The following is a 16,024-nucleotide window of genomic DNA, read 5'->3' as shown; positions in this document are numbered from 1 at the left end:
GAGACGTGCCCAGCCAGAAGCCCCGTGTCCGCCGCGTCCCCGTGGCGATGCCCGAGGGAGCCGCCGCGGAGCAGCCCTGGTACCGTTCGCTGCACTTCTCCGGCTTCAGCCTGCTGATGCTCGCCATCATCGTGCTCTTCGTCGTGGTCCTGGCGCCCTCGCTCCGCACCCTGGTGCAGCAGCAGGAGCAGATCACCGGCATGCAGCGACAGGTGGCCGCGCAGAAGGCCGACGTGGCGCAGAAGAAGCACGACCTGGCCCGCTGGGACGACCCCGCCTACATCGAGGCGCAGGCCCGCGACCGGCTGCTCTACGTGTACCCCGGCGAGGAGAGCTACCTCGTGATGGGTGCCGAGAAGGGCACCACGGCGACGCCGGCGCCCACCACGGACTCCGGCACGCCGGTCAGCTCGAGCGTGCAGACCCCGAAGGTGGACTGGGTGCAGTCGATGCTGTCCTCGGTGCTGCAGGCGGGCCTGTCCGACGAGACCCGCAGCGAACTCGAGCGCAGCGGCAGCACGGACAGCGGCTCGTCATCGAAGTAGGGCCGACGCCGGGATTCCGGTAGGCTCACGTCCCCGTGACGACCCCTCCGTTCGACCCGCCGACCGCCCACGACGTCCGGGTGGTGTCCGCTCAGCTCGGACGCCCCGCTCGTGACGTCATCGGCATCGCGGCGCGCTGCGTCTGCGGCAACCCGACGGTCGTGTCCACGAAGCCCCGACTGGGCAACGGCACCCCGTTCCCGACGCTGTACTACCTGTGCCACCCCGCTGCCACCGCGGCGGTCAGCACCCTCGAGGCGAACCAGGTCATGCCCGAACTGGCCGCCCTCCTCGAGGACCCCGACACCGCTGAGCAGTACCGCCGCGCACACCAGGCGTACCTCGACGACCGCGAGTCGATCGAGCACGTCGAGGAGATCGTGGGCATCAGCGCGGGCGGCATGCCCACCCGCGTCAAGTGCCTGCATGCGCTCGTCGGTCACGCCCTCGCCGCCGGCCCCGGAGTCAACCCCATCGGCGACCTCGCGCTGGAGCGCGCGGACTGGTCGCCCTCCCGGTGTGAATGCCGGGCATATGATGAGGATGCAGACGCCGGAGTCGGGGCGGGTGGCGGCGAGAACTGACCAGCCTCCCAGCAGCTCACCCCACCCCAAGGAGAACACGAACCGTGCCCAAGATCCTCGTCGTCGGCGGCGGTTACGCCGGCTTCTACACCGCCTGGAAGCTCGAGAAGCACCTTCGCAAGGGCGAAGCCGACGTCGTGATGGTGGACCCGCTGCCGTACATGACGTACCAGCCGTTCCTGCCCGAGGTCGCCGCCGGCTCCATCGAGCCGCGTCACGCCGTGGTCTCGCACCGCCGTCACCTCAAGTCGACGCGCGTCGTCACCGCGAAGGTCACCAAGGTCGACCACGCGAACCGCACCGCGACGATCACCCCCGAGCTCGGCGAGCCGTGGGAAGAGTCCTACGACCAGATCGTCATGACGGCCGGCGCCGTGTCCCGCACGTTCCCGATCCCGGGCGTCGCGGACGAGGCCATCGGCCTGAAGACCATCGAAGAGGCCGCCGCGATCCGCGACAAGATCCTCACCAACTTCGCCAAGGCCGCCAACATGCCGGCCGGCCCCGAGCGGCAGCGTCTGCTCACGGTCGTCGTCGTGGGCGGTGGCTTCGCCGGCATCGAGGTGTTCGCCGAGCTCCGCTCCTTCGTGTCCGACCTGCTCAGCAGCTACCCGCAGATCGCCTTCGAGGACACGCACTTCCACCTGGTCGAGGCCATGGGCCGCATCATGCCCGAGGTCTCGCTCGAGACCTCGCACTGGGTGCTCAAGAACCTCGCAGAGCGCGGAGCCACGGTGCACCTCGAGACGCAGCTGGCCTCGGCCGTGGGTGGCGTCTGCCAGCTCAAGGCCAAGGACGAGTCGATCGAGGTCATCGAGTCCGACCTGATCATCTGGACCGCCGGCGTCATGGCGAACCCGATGGTCAAGGGCACCGACTTCCCGCTCGAGCCCCGCGGCCGCATCACCGTGCAGCCCGACCTGCGCATCGTAGACGAGGACACCGTCGTCACCGACGCCTGGGCCTGCGGTGACGTCGCGGCGGTCCCGGACCTCACCGGCGGTGGCGTCGGCGGCATGTGCGTCCCGAACGCCCAGCACGCGGTCCGTCAGGCCAAGCAGCTCGCCAAGAACCTCGTCGCCACCATCCGCGGCGAAGCGACGGTCGACTACAAGCACGAGAACCTCGGCGCCGTCGCGGGCCTCGGTCTCGGCATCGGTGTGTTCCAGTCCGGCAAGTTCGCCATGAAGGGCTTCCTGGCCTGGGGCGCCCACCGCGGCTACCACGGTCTGGCCATGCCGTCGTGGGAGCGCAAGATCCGCGTCGTCGGCGACTGGGTCGGCAACTTCTTCCTCGGCCGCGACATCGCGTCCCTCGACGACCGCGAGACCCCGCGCGCCGCGTTCGAGGCCTGGGCCTCCCGCCCGAAGCCCGCCGTCGAGGCCGCTCCGGAAGCGGAGTCCCCGGCCTCCGGCCAGCCTGCCGGCGCCGCCGGTCCCGCCTACGCGACGCCCGCCGAGGACGTCTCGAAGGAAGCCGCGCCCGTCGGCGCCGGTGAGTCGGCGAAGACCGAGTAAGCAGTCCGAGCGGAGCGCTCGAGCACGTCCGGGAGCGGGCGGTCACCCCTTGGGTGGCCGCCCGCTCCCGCGTCGGTAGGCTGATCGGGCCCGACCGGCCGCGGTCGTGCGCCCCCGTGGCCCAATCGGTAGAGGCACGCGACTTAAAATCGCTGAGTTGTGGGTTCGAGTCCCACCGGGGGTACGAGAACCGGACGGGCACCCGGACTCGTTACGCTGACCCTGTGGTCGGGATCGGGAGTGCGCTGACGAACCTCCGGGACGCCCTCCGGCGCCCCGAGGCCCACGTCGAGGTCATCGACGGCGAGACCGTCCCGATCGGCATGCTCCTCGGCACGCTCGGCGCCCTGCTGCTGGATGCTGGCAGCTCGGTCACCGACGTCCGCTCGGCCCTCGAGAAGACCCGCGACGCCGCCGGGGTGGACGGCCTGGCGATCGGCGTCCTGCCGGCGCTGGTGATCGTCAGCGAGGCGGCCACCGGTGCCGCCACCATCGTGAACGCCGAGGGCATCGAACTGTCGTTCCGGCAGTCCGCGCGGGCGAACCGCCTGGTCCTCGGACTCGAACGGGGCACGATCGCCCTGGCCGAGATCCCCGCACGGGTCCGCAGCATCCGGCAGGGCACCCGTCCGCCGGCGCCGCTGCCCTGGGTGCTCGGCAACGCGCTGACGTCGGCCGGCCTGGCGGTCGTGTTCCGCTGCCCGTGGTGGGCGGTGCTCGTCGCGCTGGCGGTCGGCGCCCTCGTCGGTGTGATCGGCCTGCTGCTCCGGCGCTTCCGGGAGGCCATCGCCGTCGTCCCGTTCCTCGCGGCGTTCTGTGCGACCGCGGTCGTCGGGCTCGTGGCCGCGGGCACCGGGTTCGACCACGTCCCCCTCTACGCCGTCTGCGCCCCGGTCGCGGTGTTCGTGCCGGGAGCGCTCATCACCAACGCCCTGCTCGAGCTCACCGCGGCCGACATCGTCACGGGGTCGGCGCGACTGATGCAGGGCCTGATCATGCTCGGCTTCATGGCGGCGGGCATCGCGGCCGGCAGCGCCGTCACGGGTCTGCACGTCGACCCGACCTCGGCGGCCCTGGTCGGTGAGGTCGCCGGCATCGGCACGGACCGCGCCGGGTGGGAGGCGGTGCCACCACTGTGGGCCTCGTGGGTCGCCGTCGTGGTCCTGGCGACCGGCATCAGCCTGGTCTTCGGCTCGGGCTGGCGGCTCACCGCAGCCTCGGTCGTCGTGATGGTCACCGCCTATGCGGTCGTCTCGTGGCTGACCCCGTTCAGCGGCAGCGTCGTCGCGACCGGGCTGGCCGCCGCACTGCTCTTCGTCGCCACGCGCGTACTGGAGCGGATCGTGCCCGTCATCCCGGCGACGGTGTCCTTCCGTCCGGCGTTCCTGCTGCTCGTCCCGGGCACGGTCGGGCTCGTCGCGCTCTCGACCTTCGATGCCGGGGCCCTCGCGACGCCGCTCGCGACGTTCATCAGCCTCTGCGTCGGCACGAAGATCGGCGGCCTCCTGCCCGGCCTCTTCGCCCGCTCGGCCCCGACGCACTGACGCCCCCGACGCACTGACGTACTGACGCACTGACGCATAGACACGTTGACGCGCTGAACGGCGAACGCATCGGCGTGCTGACGCACTGACGACCGGGCCGGGACCCGGCCGACGGCGGTCCGGCGCAATCGGGCCCCCTCCGGTCGTCGAACACGGATCGGTGACGGTGCCGACGACGGACGGGAGGCCCGGTCGGGTCGCTGGACACGCCTCGGTGACGGTGCCGACGACGGACGGGAGGCCCGTGGCGGGGCTGCGTCGAGCCTCCCGGCCGACTGGACCGCCCGGACCACCGCCCGCACCGGACCCGGATCAGGACCGGACGGCGGCCCCGTCGAACCGGAGCCACGCCCAGGCAGCAGCTGCCGCGACCAGGACCACGCCGACACCGGTCGCCATCGCGGCGACCGGGACGTGCGTGCCGGCCGCACCGGAGTAGACCGCGGCGGCGAGACCGACACCCACCGCCGCGAGGGCCGCGTACCGGGGCCTGGAAACCGAGGCGAGTGCGGCGCCCGCCGTCCCGCGGAGGGGCAGCAGCGTGACGACCAGCGAGCCGAGGCCACCGACGCAGAGGGTGCTGGCGAACTCGGAGACGAGCGATCCGGCGAAGCCGACGGACGGGGTGACGCTGTGCAGGACCCATCCGACGACCGCGAGGACGAGCAGCGCGACCGATCGCCAGGTGGCGCTCCGCGCGCAGGCGGCGACGCTCCGGCCGAGGTGCAGGGCGGCGGTGTCGAGGTCGGTCCGGGCCACCGGCACCAGCAGGACCCCGACGACGAGGGCGGGGGAGAGGTCGGCGGCACGGGTCAGCCCGCTCGCCAGGACCGCGGCGAGGAGCAGGCCGGGGGAGAGCCGGTAGGTGACGGTGTGGCGGTCCTCGCCCGCGGTCCAGCGGGTGGCGAGGACGACGCCGGCGCTGAGCACCGCGACGCCGGCGACGACGCCGATCGCGAGACGGACGTAGCGGGCCTCGAGGGCGATGCCGGTGCCGAGGAGGGCGAGCAGACCGGCGACGGCGATCCCGATCGTGACGGTGACCCAGCTCGCCACGGCGTCGTCACCGCGGCGGCGTTCCGAGCGGGTGCGGTTCCGGCCGGTGAAGCGGGCGGCACCGAAGGGGATCCGTCCGCGCAGGGCACCGGCGAGGACCCGCCCCGGGCCGGCGACGAGCAGGAGGAACGCGGCGGCGACCCCGCCGGCGATGGTGAGGGTGCGCCACGAGAACGCGGACTGGATGGTGGGGACGGCGTGGTCGTACCCGGTCGCGACGGTCCAGTCGCCAGCGGGACCCGTCCAGTCGGGGCCGCCGGCGTGGCTGCTCGGGCCTCCACCGGGCAGTGCACTGCCGGGGGTCCCGTCGCCGCTGGTGCCCGTGCCGGTGCCGTCCGTCGGTCCGGTGCCGCCGGTCGGGCCGGTGCCGGACCCGCTGGTCGGGCCGGTGGTGCCGTCGGCGCTGCCGGGTCCGCTGCCGTGCGTCCCACCGCCGTGCGTCCCGCCACCGGGGGTGCCGCTGCTGGCTCCGCTGCCAGGGGTCGCCCCCGGCGTGCTGGTCGGCGGAGCCGAGGAGGCGTCGCCGGCGACCCGGAAGGTGGTGGCGGTCGCGGCCGCCGAGGTGTTGCCCGCTTCGTCCTGCGCGACCGCCCGGACCTCGTGCGTCCCGGCGCGGAGGCTGTCGGCGCCTCGGCAGGACCACGTCCCGTCCGCAGCGACCGACGCCCGGCACACCGCGGTCGAGTCGACGTACGCGGTGACGACCGTCTGTGGTTCGGCGGTCCCCGCGATGCGCACGCGCTGAGGACCGACGGCGCCGGATCCGGCCGGCGCGGTGATCCGAGGCGCAGCGGGCGCGGTCCGGTCGACGACGAGGGTCCTCGCGGCGGAGGCGGTGCTCCGGAGGTCCGACCGGTACCCGGTGGCGGTGCTCGCGGTCTGGGTGGCGCTGACACTGACGGTGCCGTCGGCCGGGGCACCCGCCCCGGATCCCCATCGGGCCGTCCACGTGCCGGCAGCGGTGACGACCGCGGTGAGCACCGAGGTGGAACCGGACCGGCTGACGGTCACGGTGGCTCCGGGCTGGCCCGTCCCGGTGACCGTCCCCGTGGTGGGTCGTCGGGCGTCGATGGTCGGCGGCACGATGACGTCCGACGGAGCGGCGTCGGCACTCGGCAGGGCGGAGGCCGTCGTGTCGAGGACGGTGAAGACCTGCGCGGGGCCGGAGCGCACCGTCCCGACGCAGGACCACGAGCCGGCGGTGCTCGTGAGGGCACGGCAGACCGAGGCCGAGGGGACGGCGGGTTCGGCGACCCGCACCTGGTGCCCGGGGGTCGCCCGTCCGGAGAAGCGGGCGAGGGCGGTGGTGATGTCCCCCGGGTCGACGATCGTCGGCGCGGTCGGGGTACCGCCGGAGGGCGGGGTGGGGGAGGTCGTCGGGGCGGGGCTCGCGGCGTCCTCAGCGCCGGGGGCGGGGGCCGGGACGGGGTTCGAGAAGACGGGGGCGGGCTTCGCGGCGTCGCTGGTGCCCGGGTCGGAGCCGTCTTCGGCGGAGGCGCCGCTGCCCGTGGTGCCTGAGCCCGTGGTGGCGCCGCTGCCCGTGGTCGTCTCGGCTCCGGGGAGCGTGGTGGCGAGGGCGGGGACGGACGCCAGGGGCAGGAGCGTCAGGCCGAGGGTCGCGACGAGCAGGCGTGCCGCGGTCCTCCGGGGTCGTCGACGACGGGCGTCACCCCTGACGTCCTGGTGCTGCACGTTGTCCCCGGCCGTGTCCATCCTGTCCATCCCACGCGATCCGGGCGCTCCGGTCAACACCCCGCGCGGAGGAAGGCCCCGCTTCCGCGCCTCCGTGGCCGTTCCGGGTCGTTGTCCGGGTCCGTTCCGGATGCGCCCCGCGAACCGGGTGTGCATCACTCGGGAATCGGCCGTGAAGATCGGTCCTCGGCGAGGGCGCTCAGAGGCGCTCGGTAGGATCGATCCGGACCGCTGAGGTCCCACCCAGCGGGCTGCGGAGGTCCGCATGCAACTGCGGCCCGACGCGCAAAGGAGTACGCCCGAATGGACACCGGAGTCGTCACGACACTCATCGTGATCGGCGTTGTGGTCGTCGTCCTCGTGGTGATCGGGATCTGGTTCTGGTCGAGCCAGAAGTCCCTCACCGCGCTGCAGCACCGCGTCGACACCGCCTGGGCCGAGATCGCTGCCCACCTGCAGGAACGCGCCGAACTCATCCCCACCATCGTGGACACCGTGCAGGGTCATGCCGCGCACGAGAAGTCGGCGATCACGGCCGTGACCGACGCCCGCGCCGAGACCCTGGCCGCGCGCGACGCCGTCGCCGCCTCGGCTGCCGAAGGACACATGCAGAAGGCGTTGAAGGGCGTGTTCCGCATCGCCGAGGGGTACCCGCAGCTGCAGTCCAGCCAGTCGTTCCTCGAGCTCCAGTCGCGGTTGGTGTCCACCGAGGACAAGATCCAGTCCGCCCGCCGGCACTACAACGGCGGCGTCCGCGAGCTCAACACGAAGGTGCAGTCGTTCCCGGCCTCGAGCATCGCGAAGCGTCGCGGTGTCGCCCAGGCGCCGTTCTTCGAGACCGCCGAACCGGCTGCGATCGCCGAACCGCCGCGGGTGCAGTTCTAGCGATCCGCCCCGCGGTCAGCTGGTCGGCAGTCACCCGATCGGTGGTCACCCGATCGGCACCACTCCGAGCGCCGCGGCCAGGGCACTCGCCGCGGTCCCTCGGTCGGTGACCTCGACCCCGTCGAGCCCCTGCCAGGCGGCCGTCCGGCGGAGCAGCAGTGCCAACCGCTCGACGTCGATCCACGCCCCGGGTTCGTGCCAGGCCGTCCGCACATGCAGCACACCGCGCTGCCGGTCGCTCTTCAGGTCGATCCGGCCGACCAGGGCGTCGTCCTGCAGCACCGGCAGCACGTAGTAGCCGAACACCCGTTTCGGCGCTGGTGTGTAGATCTCGATCCGGTAGTGGAAGCCGAACAGCCGCTCGGCCCGGGGACGGAACCACACCACGGGGTCGAAGGGACTGAGCACCGCGTCGACCTCGACGCGGCGGGGCACCCGCGCGTCGACGTGCATCCACGCACGGTCACGCCAGCCCTGCACCGTGACGGGGACCAGTTCGCCGGCGTCCTGCAGCTCGGCGATCGCGGCAGCGGTGTCGTCGGAGCGCAGCCGGTGGTGGTCGGCCAGATCCGCGCGGGTGCCGACACCGACGGCACGGGCCGAACGGCGGACGAGCTCCCGCACGGCGTCGGCCCGGTCGGGGGCGGCCTCGAAGTACCCCGACGGCAACACCTGGTCCGGCAGCGCGTAGACCCGCTCGAACCCGGCGCGTCCGGCACTGACGACCTCGCCCCAGCGGAAGAGCTGTTCGAGTCCGTGCTTCACGTCGCTCCAGCCCCACCACGGACCCCGTCGGACGTTCGACTCGTGTTCGACGGCGCTCGCGGGCATCGGCCCCTCGGCGGCGAGCAGGGTCAGCAGCTCGGCCCGGACCCGAGCGGTCCGCTCCACCCCGGCGATGCGCAGCGGGTTCGTGGTGTCGCGCTGTCGGTACGCGTCCATCCGCCACCGGAACAGCCGCAGGTCGTCGCGGGGGACGAAGGCGGCCTCGTGCGCCCAGTACTCGATCCACGGGCTGCGCTGCGTCAGCGTCAACCGGTCGAGGGCGCCCTTGTCGTAGGGGCCCAGTCGAGCGAAGAGCGGCAGGTAGTGGCTGCGCTCGAAGACGTTCACCGAGTCGATCTGCAGCACCCCGAGTCGGGCGAGACCGGCCGACACCGCCCGGGTCGGCGCGAGGGCGGTCGAACCGGTCGACGGCGCCCGGCCGAACCCCTGCGCGGCCAGGGCGACCCGGCGGGCCTCGTCGGCGGAGAGCGTGGTCCTGACCATGACGGGAACGCTACCGAGGCCCGCCGACGCCCGGATCAGCCCCGTGTCGGACGTCGTGCATGCCGCGACCGGCACCTCCCCGGTTCCGCGTGGATACAGTGGCGGAATGGCATGGGGAAAGAAGACTCATCCCGACCCCGTGGTCGAGGACTCGGTACCGCTCGGCATGCGCATCGCGGGGGCGTTCTCGTGGCGCGTGCTCGTCGTCGCGGGCGTCATCGCCCTCTTCATCTGGCTGATGACGATCTTCAGCGAGATCCTCGTCCCCTTCCTCATCGGCGTCGTGATCTCCGCGCTGCTCGTGCCGATCTCGAACCGGCTGCAGCGCTGGCACGTCCCGAAGTGGCTCGCGGTGATCATCAGCCTGCTCGGTGGGCTCGCCGCGGTAGCCGCCCTGGTGTGGCTCGTGATCGACCAGATCATCGCCTCGTACCCGTCCCTCCGCGACCGCACGGTGTCCCAGTACGGCAACGTCCGACAGTTCGTGCTCAACTCCGGATTCGGGATCTCACAGAAAGACGTCAACCAGTGGCTCGATGAAGCCACGAAGTGGGTGCAGGACCACTCGGGCACGATCCTGTCCGGCGTCGCGAGCGCCGGGTCGAGCGCCACGCACGTCTTCGAGGCGCTGTTCATCATCCTGTTCACCACGATCTTCCTGCTCATCGACGGCAAGAACGTCTGGCGCTGGACGGTCCGGCTGTTCCCGCGCAAGGCCCGGGCGACGGTCGACGGTGCGGGCGTCGCCGGCTGGATCACCCTGACGAGCTTCATCCGGGTGCAGATCTTCGTCGCGTTCGTCGACGCGGTCGGCATCGGCCTCGGCGCCTTCATCGTCGGGCTGTTCTTCGGCGGCATGCCCCTGGTGATCCCGATCGCCGCGATCGTGTTCCTCGGCGCGTTCATCCCGGTCGTCGGCGCGATCGTCACGGGCTTCCTGGCCGTCTTCGTCGCGCTCATCTTCAACGGGCCGCTCGCCGCCGTGCTGGTGCTCGGCGTCGTCCTGCTCGTCCAGCAGATCGAGGGCCACATCCTGCAGCCGCTCGTGATGGGCAACGCGGTCAAGGTGCACCCGCTGGCCGTCGTGCTCGGCGTGACCGCAGCCTCCGGTCTCGCCGGCATCTCCGGTGCGTTCTTCGCCGTCCCGCTCATCGCCACCCTGAACGCCATGGTCACGACCATCGCGAGCGGGCGCTGGCGGGGGCTCGACTCCGACCACGTCCTCGAGGCCACCCCGAAGCGCGGCCAACACGGGCGCATCCAGCTGCGGCGACGGCGGCACCAGGTCGGCGACGACGTCCCGGCGCCGGGCTCCGACGACGGTCCGGCCGCCGAGCCGGGCACCGCCAGCACCAACTGAGCGTCACGTGACAGCCGGACGCTCCGCGACCGACGATGATGGGACCGTGACCGACACGACTGCATCGCCGATCCCCACGCTCGCCGACATCGAAGCGGCGCGCGAGACGATCGCCGGCGTCGCCCGGGTCACGCCGATGGAGACGTCGAAGTTCCTCGAGGGGCTGCTCGGCTCCCCGGTGCACCTGAAGTGCGAGAACCTGCAGCGCACCGGCGCGTACAAGGTCCGCGGCGCCTACAACCGGCTGTCGACCCTGTCGGAGGCCGAACGGGAGGCCGGGGTCGTCGCCGCCAGCGCCGGCAACCACGCCCAGGGGGTCGCCTTCGCCGCCCGTGAGCTCGGCATCCCCGCCACGATCTTCACCCCGGTCGGAGTCGCCCTGCCGAAGCTGCAGGCCACCCGTCGGTACGGCGCCGACGTGGTGCTCCGTGGCCACTCCGTCGAAGAGGCGCTGTCCGCCGCGAAGGAGTTCGCGGCCCGCACCGGAGCCGTCTTCATCCCGCCGTTCGACCACCCCGCCGTGATCGCCGGCCAGGGCACGCTCGGGTTCGAGATCCTCGACCAGGTGCCCGACGTCGACACGGTCGTCGTCCCGATCGGCGGTGGCGGGGTCATCTCCGGCATCGCGATCGCCGTCAAGGGCCTCGCCGAACGCCAGGGCCGGACCATCCGGGTCATCGGCGTGCAGGCCGAGAACGCCGCCGCCTACCCGTCGTCCATCGCCGCGGGGGAGCCGCTGACGATCACGACCTCGCCGACGATCTCGGACGGCATCGCGGTCGCGCGTCCGGGCGACATGAACTTCCCGATCATCCGGGACCTCGTCGACGAGGTCGTCACCGTCTCGGACGACGACACCGCCCGGGCCCTGCTCGTGCTGCTCGAGCGTGCCAAGCTCGTGGTCGAGGCAGCGGGCGCGGTCGGCGTCGCCGCGATCATGTCCGGCGCCGTGCACGACACCGGGCGGACCGTGGTGTTGCTCAGCGGCGGGAACATCGACCCGCTCATGATGGAGCGCATCATCACCCGCGGGCTCGTCGCCGCGTCGCGCTACATCGGCATCCGGATCATGCTGCCGGACCGTCCCGGGCAGCTCGCCCGCGTGTCCCAGATCATCTCGGACGCCGGCGCGAACGTCGTGGAGGTCCTGCACACCCGGCACGGCCAGGGGCTCGTCATCAACGAGGTCGGACTCGACCTGTCCATCGAGGCGCGCGGCCCCGACCACGCCGACGAGGTGATGGCCCGCCTGCAGGAGGCCGGGTTCCGTCCGGAGCAGCTCATCAACTGACGGGCCCTCCGCGCGCGGTCCCGGGACACCCGGAACGTCCTGGAGGCCCGCCACGGCTCCGACGTTCGGCGCGCGTCGGGCGCACCACGCGCCTCCCGGTCGGCCGTGTCAGTGCAGCGCACGGATCCGCGCGCCGGGCGTCAGCGAGCCGTGAGGAGTGCCCCGCACGGGTGCTGCCGGGGTGAGGCTCGTCGGCATGACCTTGACCGCCATCCTCCCGTCGCTCCGTGCCTCGATCCCCGACCCGCTCGACCCGTCGGCCTGGCCGGCGCACACCGAGCCCACGACTGACGACGTGCGCATCAGTGCCGTGTCGATGGCCCGGTTGGCCGACGTCGCCGGTACCCCGTGCGTGCACACGGCGGAAGAGGCACCGCCCCGCTACCGCTCGCGGGACTGGACACCGCGCGGGATGAGCGTCGCGGTCGCCGCCGTGACCGGGGTGCGGCGGACGGACGGCGGCCTGGTGCTGGAACTCGACGCGGTGCTGCCGGCGTGCGCGGTGCTCGACGAGGCGCGGCTGATCGGACGACGGACCACGGCGCCCCGGGCGACGGCGGTCGTGCGTGATCCGCTGGCGGACGGTGAGGGTGCGGATGCCGCGGTGCTCGTCGTGCCGGCCGATGTGGCGGTCGGGGACCTGGTGTGCTTCCCGTGCGGGCGGGCGCTGACCCACCGGGAGGTCGTGGTGGCCCGCCAGGAGGTCGTGGCCGGCACCGGGGTCGCGGCGGCGGTGTCGACAGTGTCGCCCGTCGTCTCCGCTCCGGTCTCCACTGCGGTCTCCGCTCCGGTCTCCGCCTGGTCGTCGCGATGACGGCCGTCGAGGGCGTCCGGACCCGGATCGTCGACGGCCCACATCGCTGGGGTCGACTCGACGTCCGACCGGTCGGCCGCACGATGTGGGAGACCCGGACGCTCGTCGTCTACCCGCCCGGCACCGACCGACACGAACGGCTGCTGCTGCGCCTCGCGCACGCGTGGCCGCTGGCGGGCGTCGTGGTGGCGGGAGCGGCCACGGTCGCCTGGACCTCGGCGCCCGTCCTCGGTGCACTCGTCGGGTTCGCCCTGTACGCGCTCGGGTTCCTCGTGCTGCGGTCGATGACGCGGCGGCTGCGTCCGCTCGTTCGGTCGCTCACGGTGACGACGTTCCACGGCAGCGGCCGACCCGAGGTGCACGGCCAGGTGCACCTGTTCGCGGTGTCCCTCGACGCGTTGTCGGCGTTCGAGGACGCGCTGCGTGCGGGCAGGGTGGACGCGGTCGCGTTCGAGGCGGCCTGGGGTCACGTCTGGAACGCCCTGCCCGCGCGGTGAGCGACGGACTGTGAGCCCCGCGCTCCCGCCGTGGTGCCGACTGTTGCGCCCGCCGCGCGTTCGCTGCCGACTCTCGGACCCGCCGTGCGTGCGGTGCCGACCATCGCACCCGCCGCACGTGCGCTGCCGACTGGTCAGGTTCCGTCGGTCTGCAGAGCTCGGACCGACAGAACGTGACCAGTCGGCGGCCTGTCCCCGGTGCGTCGTGACCGCTCGGTGCAGGGCAGGGCCGGTCCGGCTTGGCCCCGCGGTCTGGACGGGAGCCGCGTGCCGACCTGGCGGACGCTGGTCGAGCCTCCAGACAGTCGCCGGTCACCGGTCCCTGGTCCCTGCTCCCTGGTCCCCAGTCCCCGGGCGCCGACCGGCGGGGGACTCGCCGAGCCGGGCTGCCGACTGGTCACGTCCCGTCGATCTGGAGCGCGGAGAGCGACACATCGTGACCAGTCGGCGGAGGTGAGCGGGGTGTCGTGACCACTCGCGCGGGCGCACACGACCCCGAACGCGCAACAACCCGGCGTGGGCGAGGCGCCGCACGCCGGGCTGGATGTGAGGCCCTACGGCTCGTGCCTACGGCTCGTAGCGCTCGACGTTCGTCACCTGGACGGCGATCTCCTTGCCGTTCGGCGCCGTGTAGGTCGTCGAGTCGCCGGCGCGCAGGCCGACGATCGCGGCACCCACCGGGCTGACCGGGCTGTACACGGTGAGGTCCGAGCCCTCGGCGACGATCTCGCGGTTGCCGACCAGGAACGTCGACGCGTCCCCGGCGATCGTGGCGGTGACGACGGTGCCGGGCTCGACGGTGCCGTCGAACTGCGCCTCCGTGACGGTGGCGTGCTTGAGGAGCTCGGTGAGGGCGCGGATGCGGGCCTCGATCTTGCCCTGCTCGTCCTTGGCGGCGTGGTAGCCACCGTTCTCCTTGAGGTCGCCCTCTTCACGGGCAGCCTCGATGCGGCTCGCGATCTCGATGCGGGCCGGGCCGGAGAGCTGTTCGAGCTCGGCGGTGAGACGGTCGAACGCCTCCTGGGTCAGCCAGGTGCCCTGCGTGTCGTTGCTCATGTCGTTTCCCTTCGGCCGTGGCGGTCGGGACCGGTCACAGCGTGTGGCGCAAAAGAATCGAGACCGGCCGGCGGCCGGTCTCGATCCGTGATTCCGAGCAGTCTAGGGAACCCAGCACGAGTGGATCAACCCGGTGACGGCCCGGGTCGTCGTGTTGACCTGCGTGGAGATCGACCGGTCACGCTGCTCCTCGGCCGGCAGCGTCACGACCCGCCAGCCGACGATCGTGTACGACTTGTCGAGCGCCTGCACCGCGCACTGCACGCTGGTGCCCGGGTCGACGGCGACCTGGGTGTGCACGACGACGCTGTGGTCGGACAGGACCTCGTACCCGACGTCGTCGGTGTCGAGCCCGTGCGTGGTCTGACCGGGGCCCGCCCAGATCACCCAGACGGCGAACACCACCGCGATGGCGACGGCGATCACGACGGCCAGCAGCTTGCCGCGGCGCCGGGTGTCCGCACTGCGTCCGTACCGGTCGTCGAGTGACGTCCGGCCGTCGAGGACGGTGGACGTGCCGCGTGCGGTTCCGCCTGCTGGGGCGTGGTGCTGATCGGACAGTTCGGGGCTCCCGGGGTGATTATCCTGATCCCAGGGTAGTTCACGCTCGCCGTGCGCCACCCGCGACCGCAAGTCCGTGAGCTGTGAAGGATCGCCGTGCCCCATCGTCTGCTGGCCGTGCACGCCCACCCCGACGACGAGTCGAGCAAGGGAGCGGCCACGGCGGCGAAGTACGTGGCCGACGGCGCCCAGGTCCTGGTCGTCTCGTGCACCGGTGGTGAAGCGGGGGACATCCTCAACGAGCAGCTCTCCGACACCGCCAAGGCCCGGGCGCACCGGGACATGGCGGGGTTCCGACGCACCGAGATGGCCGCCGCGCAGGCAGCCCTCGGCATCGACCACATCTGGCTCGGTTACCACGACTCCGGTCTGCCCGACGCCGAGAAGGGCGAGACCGTCCGTCCGGGCACCTTCTCGACAGTCCCGCTCGAGTACAGTACCGAGGCACTGGTCCGCGTGATCCGTCGCTTCCGTCCGCACGTCCTGGTCACCTACGACGAGAACGGCGGCTACCCGCACCCCGACCACATCCGGACGCACGAGGTCTCGGTCGCCGCCTGGCACGCCGCCGCCGACCCCGAGCAGTACCCGGAAGCCGGCCCGGCCTGGTCCGTCGCGAAGCTGTACTACGAGCGCACGATGAACCCGCGTCGGTTCTCCGCCTTCCACGACGCCCTGCGCGAGCGCGAGCCGGAGAACCCCCTGCTCGAGCAGCTCGGCGAGTGGGTGGCCCGGTTCGCGGACCGGCCGGACCTCGCCACGTCCCACGTCGACGTGCACGAGTACTTCGACGCCCGTGACGACGCCCTCCGTGCGCACGCCAGCCAGGTGCCGCCGGACAGCCCGTTCTTCTACTGGCCGAACGACCTGCTCGCCGAGGTCTGGCCCACCGAGGACTACCAGCTCGTCGAGTCCCGGGTCCCCACCGAGCTCCCCGAGTCCGACCTGTTCGCAGGCATCCCATCCGAAGAGGACGCGCACGCGTGAGCACCATCGCTGCAGTACTGGCCGCCACCACCCCGAGCCCGAGCCCGAGCGGCGTCCCCGACGTCGACGTCACGCCTGGCGTCGCCGGCTTCGTCGCCATCGCCCTGGTCGCGATCGTGACGATCCTGCTCGTCGTCGACATGACCCGACGCATCCGCCGGACCCGCTACCGCGCCGAGATCCGCGAACGCCTCGAGGCCGAGGTGGCCGGCGACTCCGCCGACGGCCCGGTGACGGACGAACCGCGCCGCCGCGCCGACGAGGACGGCCGGTCGGACGTCGGCGACGACACCGAGCGCGGCTGACGCGACCGGGTGGTCGACCCGACCACACGACGGACGGGAGGCTCCCCACCAGCTGGTGGGG

The 16,024-nt window shown here is 72.5% G+C and carries 15 protein-coding genes and 1 tRNA gene; 12 read left to right on the top strand and 4 right to left on the bottom strand.

Annotated features, from left to right (window positions below; translation table 11 throughout):
• The first annotated feature begins 5 nt into the window (after positions 1-5).
• The 5 genes from QCD68_RS08360 (at position 6) to QCD68_RS08340 (ending at position 4,190) form a co-directional block, all read left to right on the top strand.
• Positions 6-545: an FtsB family cell division protein gene (locus QCD68_RS08360; protein ID WP_253467582.1), complete on the top strand. Its 540-nt coding sequence runs from the start codon at positions 6-8 to the stop codon at positions 543-545.
• 35 nt (positions 546-580) lie between these two features.
• A complete protein-coding gene (locus QCD68_RS08355) occupies positions 581-1,129 on the top strand; it encodes a DUF501 domain-containing protein (protein WP_111076422.1) in 549 nt (182 codons plus the stop codon).
• Positions 1,130-1,173: 44 nt separating this feature from the next.
• The gene (locus tag QCD68_RS08350) at positions 1,174-2,646 is read left to right on the top strand and encodes an NAD(P)/FAD-dependent oxidoreductase (RefSeq protein ID WP_301222680.1); all 1,473 of its coding nucleotides are present in this window, start codon (positions 1,174-1,176) and stop codon (positions 2,644-2,646) included.
• A 110-nt stretch (positions 2,647-2,756) separates the two neighbouring features.
• Positions 2,757-2,830 (top strand) — tRNA-Leu (locus tag QCD68_RS08345).
• Between the two features lie 40 nt (positions 2,831-2,870).
• Entirely contained in the window at positions 2,871-4,190 is a 1,320-nt protein-coding gene (locus tag QCD68_RS08340; RefSeq protein WP_301222679.1) for a threonine/serine exporter family protein, read from the top strand.
• 312 nt (positions 4,191-4,502) lie between these two features.
• Here the strand turns inward: QCD68_RS08340 and QCD68_RS08335 are convergent, their stop codons facing one another.
• Positions 4,503-6,959 (bottom strand): Ig-like domain-containing protein, encoded by a 2,457-nt coding sequence (locus QCD68_RS08335; RefSeq protein WP_301222678.1) that lies wholly within the window; start codon positions 6,957-6,959, stop codon positions 4,503-4,505.
• Positions 6,960-7,241: 282 nt separating this feature from the next.
• On the opposite strand from QCD68_RS08335, the gene QCD68_RS08330 reads away from it, so the two are divergent.
• Entirely contained in the window at positions 7,242-7,823 is a 582-nt protein-coding gene (locus tag QCD68_RS08330; protein WP_301222677.1) for a LemA family protein, read from the top strand.
• Positions 7,824-7,868: 45 nt separating this feature from the next.
• Here the strand turns inward: QCD68_RS08330 and QCD68_RS08325 are convergent, their stop codons facing one another.
• Positions 7,869-9,092: a winged helix-turn-helix domain-containing protein gene (locus QCD68_RS08325; RefSeq protein WP_301222676.1), complete on the bottom strand. Its 1,224-nt coding sequence runs from the start codon at positions 9,090-9,092 to the stop codon at positions 7,869-7,871.
• 106 nt (positions 9,093-9,198) lie between these two features.
• Here QCD68_RS08325 and QCD68_RS08320 point away from each other — a divergent pair, with 106 nt between their 5' ends.
• The 4 genes from QCD68_RS08320 (at position 9,199) to QCD68_RS08305 (ending at position 13,054) form a co-directional block, all read left to right on the top strand.
• Entirely contained in the window at positions 9,199-10,452 is a 1,254-nt protein-coding gene (locus tag QCD68_RS08320; RefSeq protein WP_253467593.1) for an AI-2E family transporter, read from the top strand.
• Positions 10,453-10,498: 46 nt separating this feature from the next.
• Positions 10,499-11,743 (top strand): threonine ammonia-lyase, encoded by a 1,245-nt coding sequence (gene ilvA, locus QCD68_RS08315; protein WP_301222675.1) that lies wholly within the window; start codon positions 10,499-10,501, stop codon positions 11,741-11,743.
• A gap of 196 nt (positions 11,744-11,939) precedes the next feature.
• Positions 11,940-12,557, top strand: a complete 618-nt coding sequence (locus QCD68_RS08310; RefSeq protein ID WP_301222674.1) for a hypothetical protein — start codon at positions 11,940-11,942, stop codon at positions 12,555-12,557.
• Positions 12,554-13,054 (top strand): DUF6611 family protein, encoded by a 501-nt coding sequence (locus QCD68_RS08305; RefSeq protein WP_301222673.1) that lies wholly within the window; start codon positions 12,554-12,556, stop codon positions 13,052-13,054. Before QCD68_RS08310 ends, QCD68_RS08305 begins: the two co-directional genes overlap by 4 nt.
• A 567-nt stretch (positions 13,055-13,621) precedes the next feature.
• Here the strand turns inward: QCD68_RS08305 and greA are convergent.
• Positions 13,622-14,110 (bottom strand): transcription elongation factor GreA, encoded by a 489-nt coding sequence (gene greA, locus QCD68_RS08300; protein ID WP_221849407.1) that lies wholly within the window; start codon positions 14,108-14,110, stop codon positions 13,622-13,624.
• Positions 14,111-14,212: 102 nt separating this feature from the next.
• Positions 14,213-14,536, bottom strand: a complete 324-nt coding sequence (locus tag QCD68_RS08295) for a DUF4307 domain-containing protein (protein ID WP_181439381.1) — start codon at positions 14,534-14,536, stop codon at positions 14,213-14,215.
• Between the two features lie 231 nt (positions 14,537-14,767).
• Here QCD68_RS08295 and mca point away from each other — a divergent pair, with 231 nt between their 5' ends.
• A complete protein-coding gene (mca, locus tag QCD68_RS08290) occupies positions 14,768-15,658 on the top strand; it encodes a mycothiol conjugate amidase Mca (RefSeq protein WP_301222672.1) in 891 nt (296 codons plus the stop codon).
• Positions 15,655-15,963, top strand: coding sequence for a hypothetical protein (locus QCD68_RS08285; protein WP_253467605.1), 309 nt, complete (start codon positions 15,655-15,657; stop codon positions 15,961-15,963). Before mca ends, QCD68_RS08285 begins: the two co-directional genes overlap by 4 nt.
• Positions 15,964-16,024 lie beyond the last annotated feature (61 nt).

The organism is Curtobacterium sp. PsM8 (assembly GCF_030433875.1).
In the GTDB taxonomy this organism is placed as follows: Bacteria; Actinomycetota; Actinomycetes; order Actinomycetales; family Microbacteriaceae; genus Curtobacterium.
Note: the sequence above shows the minus strand (reverse complement) of the source record. Positions and strands in the feature narration are given on the sequence as shown.

Coding starts and splice junctions, on each gene's coding strand:
- QCD68_RS08310 (WP_301222674.1), top strand. CDS start 11,940: ATGACCTTGACCGCCATCCTCCCGTCGCTCCGTGCCTCGATCCCCGAC.
- QCD68_RS08335 (WP_301222678.1), bottom strand. CDS start 6,959: ATGGACACGGCCGGGGACAACGTGCAGCACCAGGACGTCAGGGGTGAC.
- QCD68_RS08320 (WP_253467593.1), top strand. CDS start 9,199: ATGGCATGGGGAAAGAAGACTCATCCCGACCCCGTGGTCGAGGACTCG.
- greA (WP_221849407.1), bottom strand. CDS start 14,110: ATGAGCAACGACACGCAGGGCACCTGGCTGACCCAGGAGGCGTTCGAC.
- QCD68_RS08330 (WP_301222677.1), top strand. CDS start 7,242: ATGGACACCGGAGTCGTCACGACACTCATCGTGATCGGCGTTGTGGTC.
- QCD68_RS08325 (WP_301222676.1), bottom strand. CDS start 9,092: ATGGTCAGGACCACGCTCTCCGCCGACGAGGCCCGCCGGGTCGCCCTG.
- QCD68_RS08305 (WP_301222673.1), top strand. CDS start 12,554: ATGACGGCCGTCGAGGGCGTCCGGACCCGGATCGTCGACGGCCCACAT.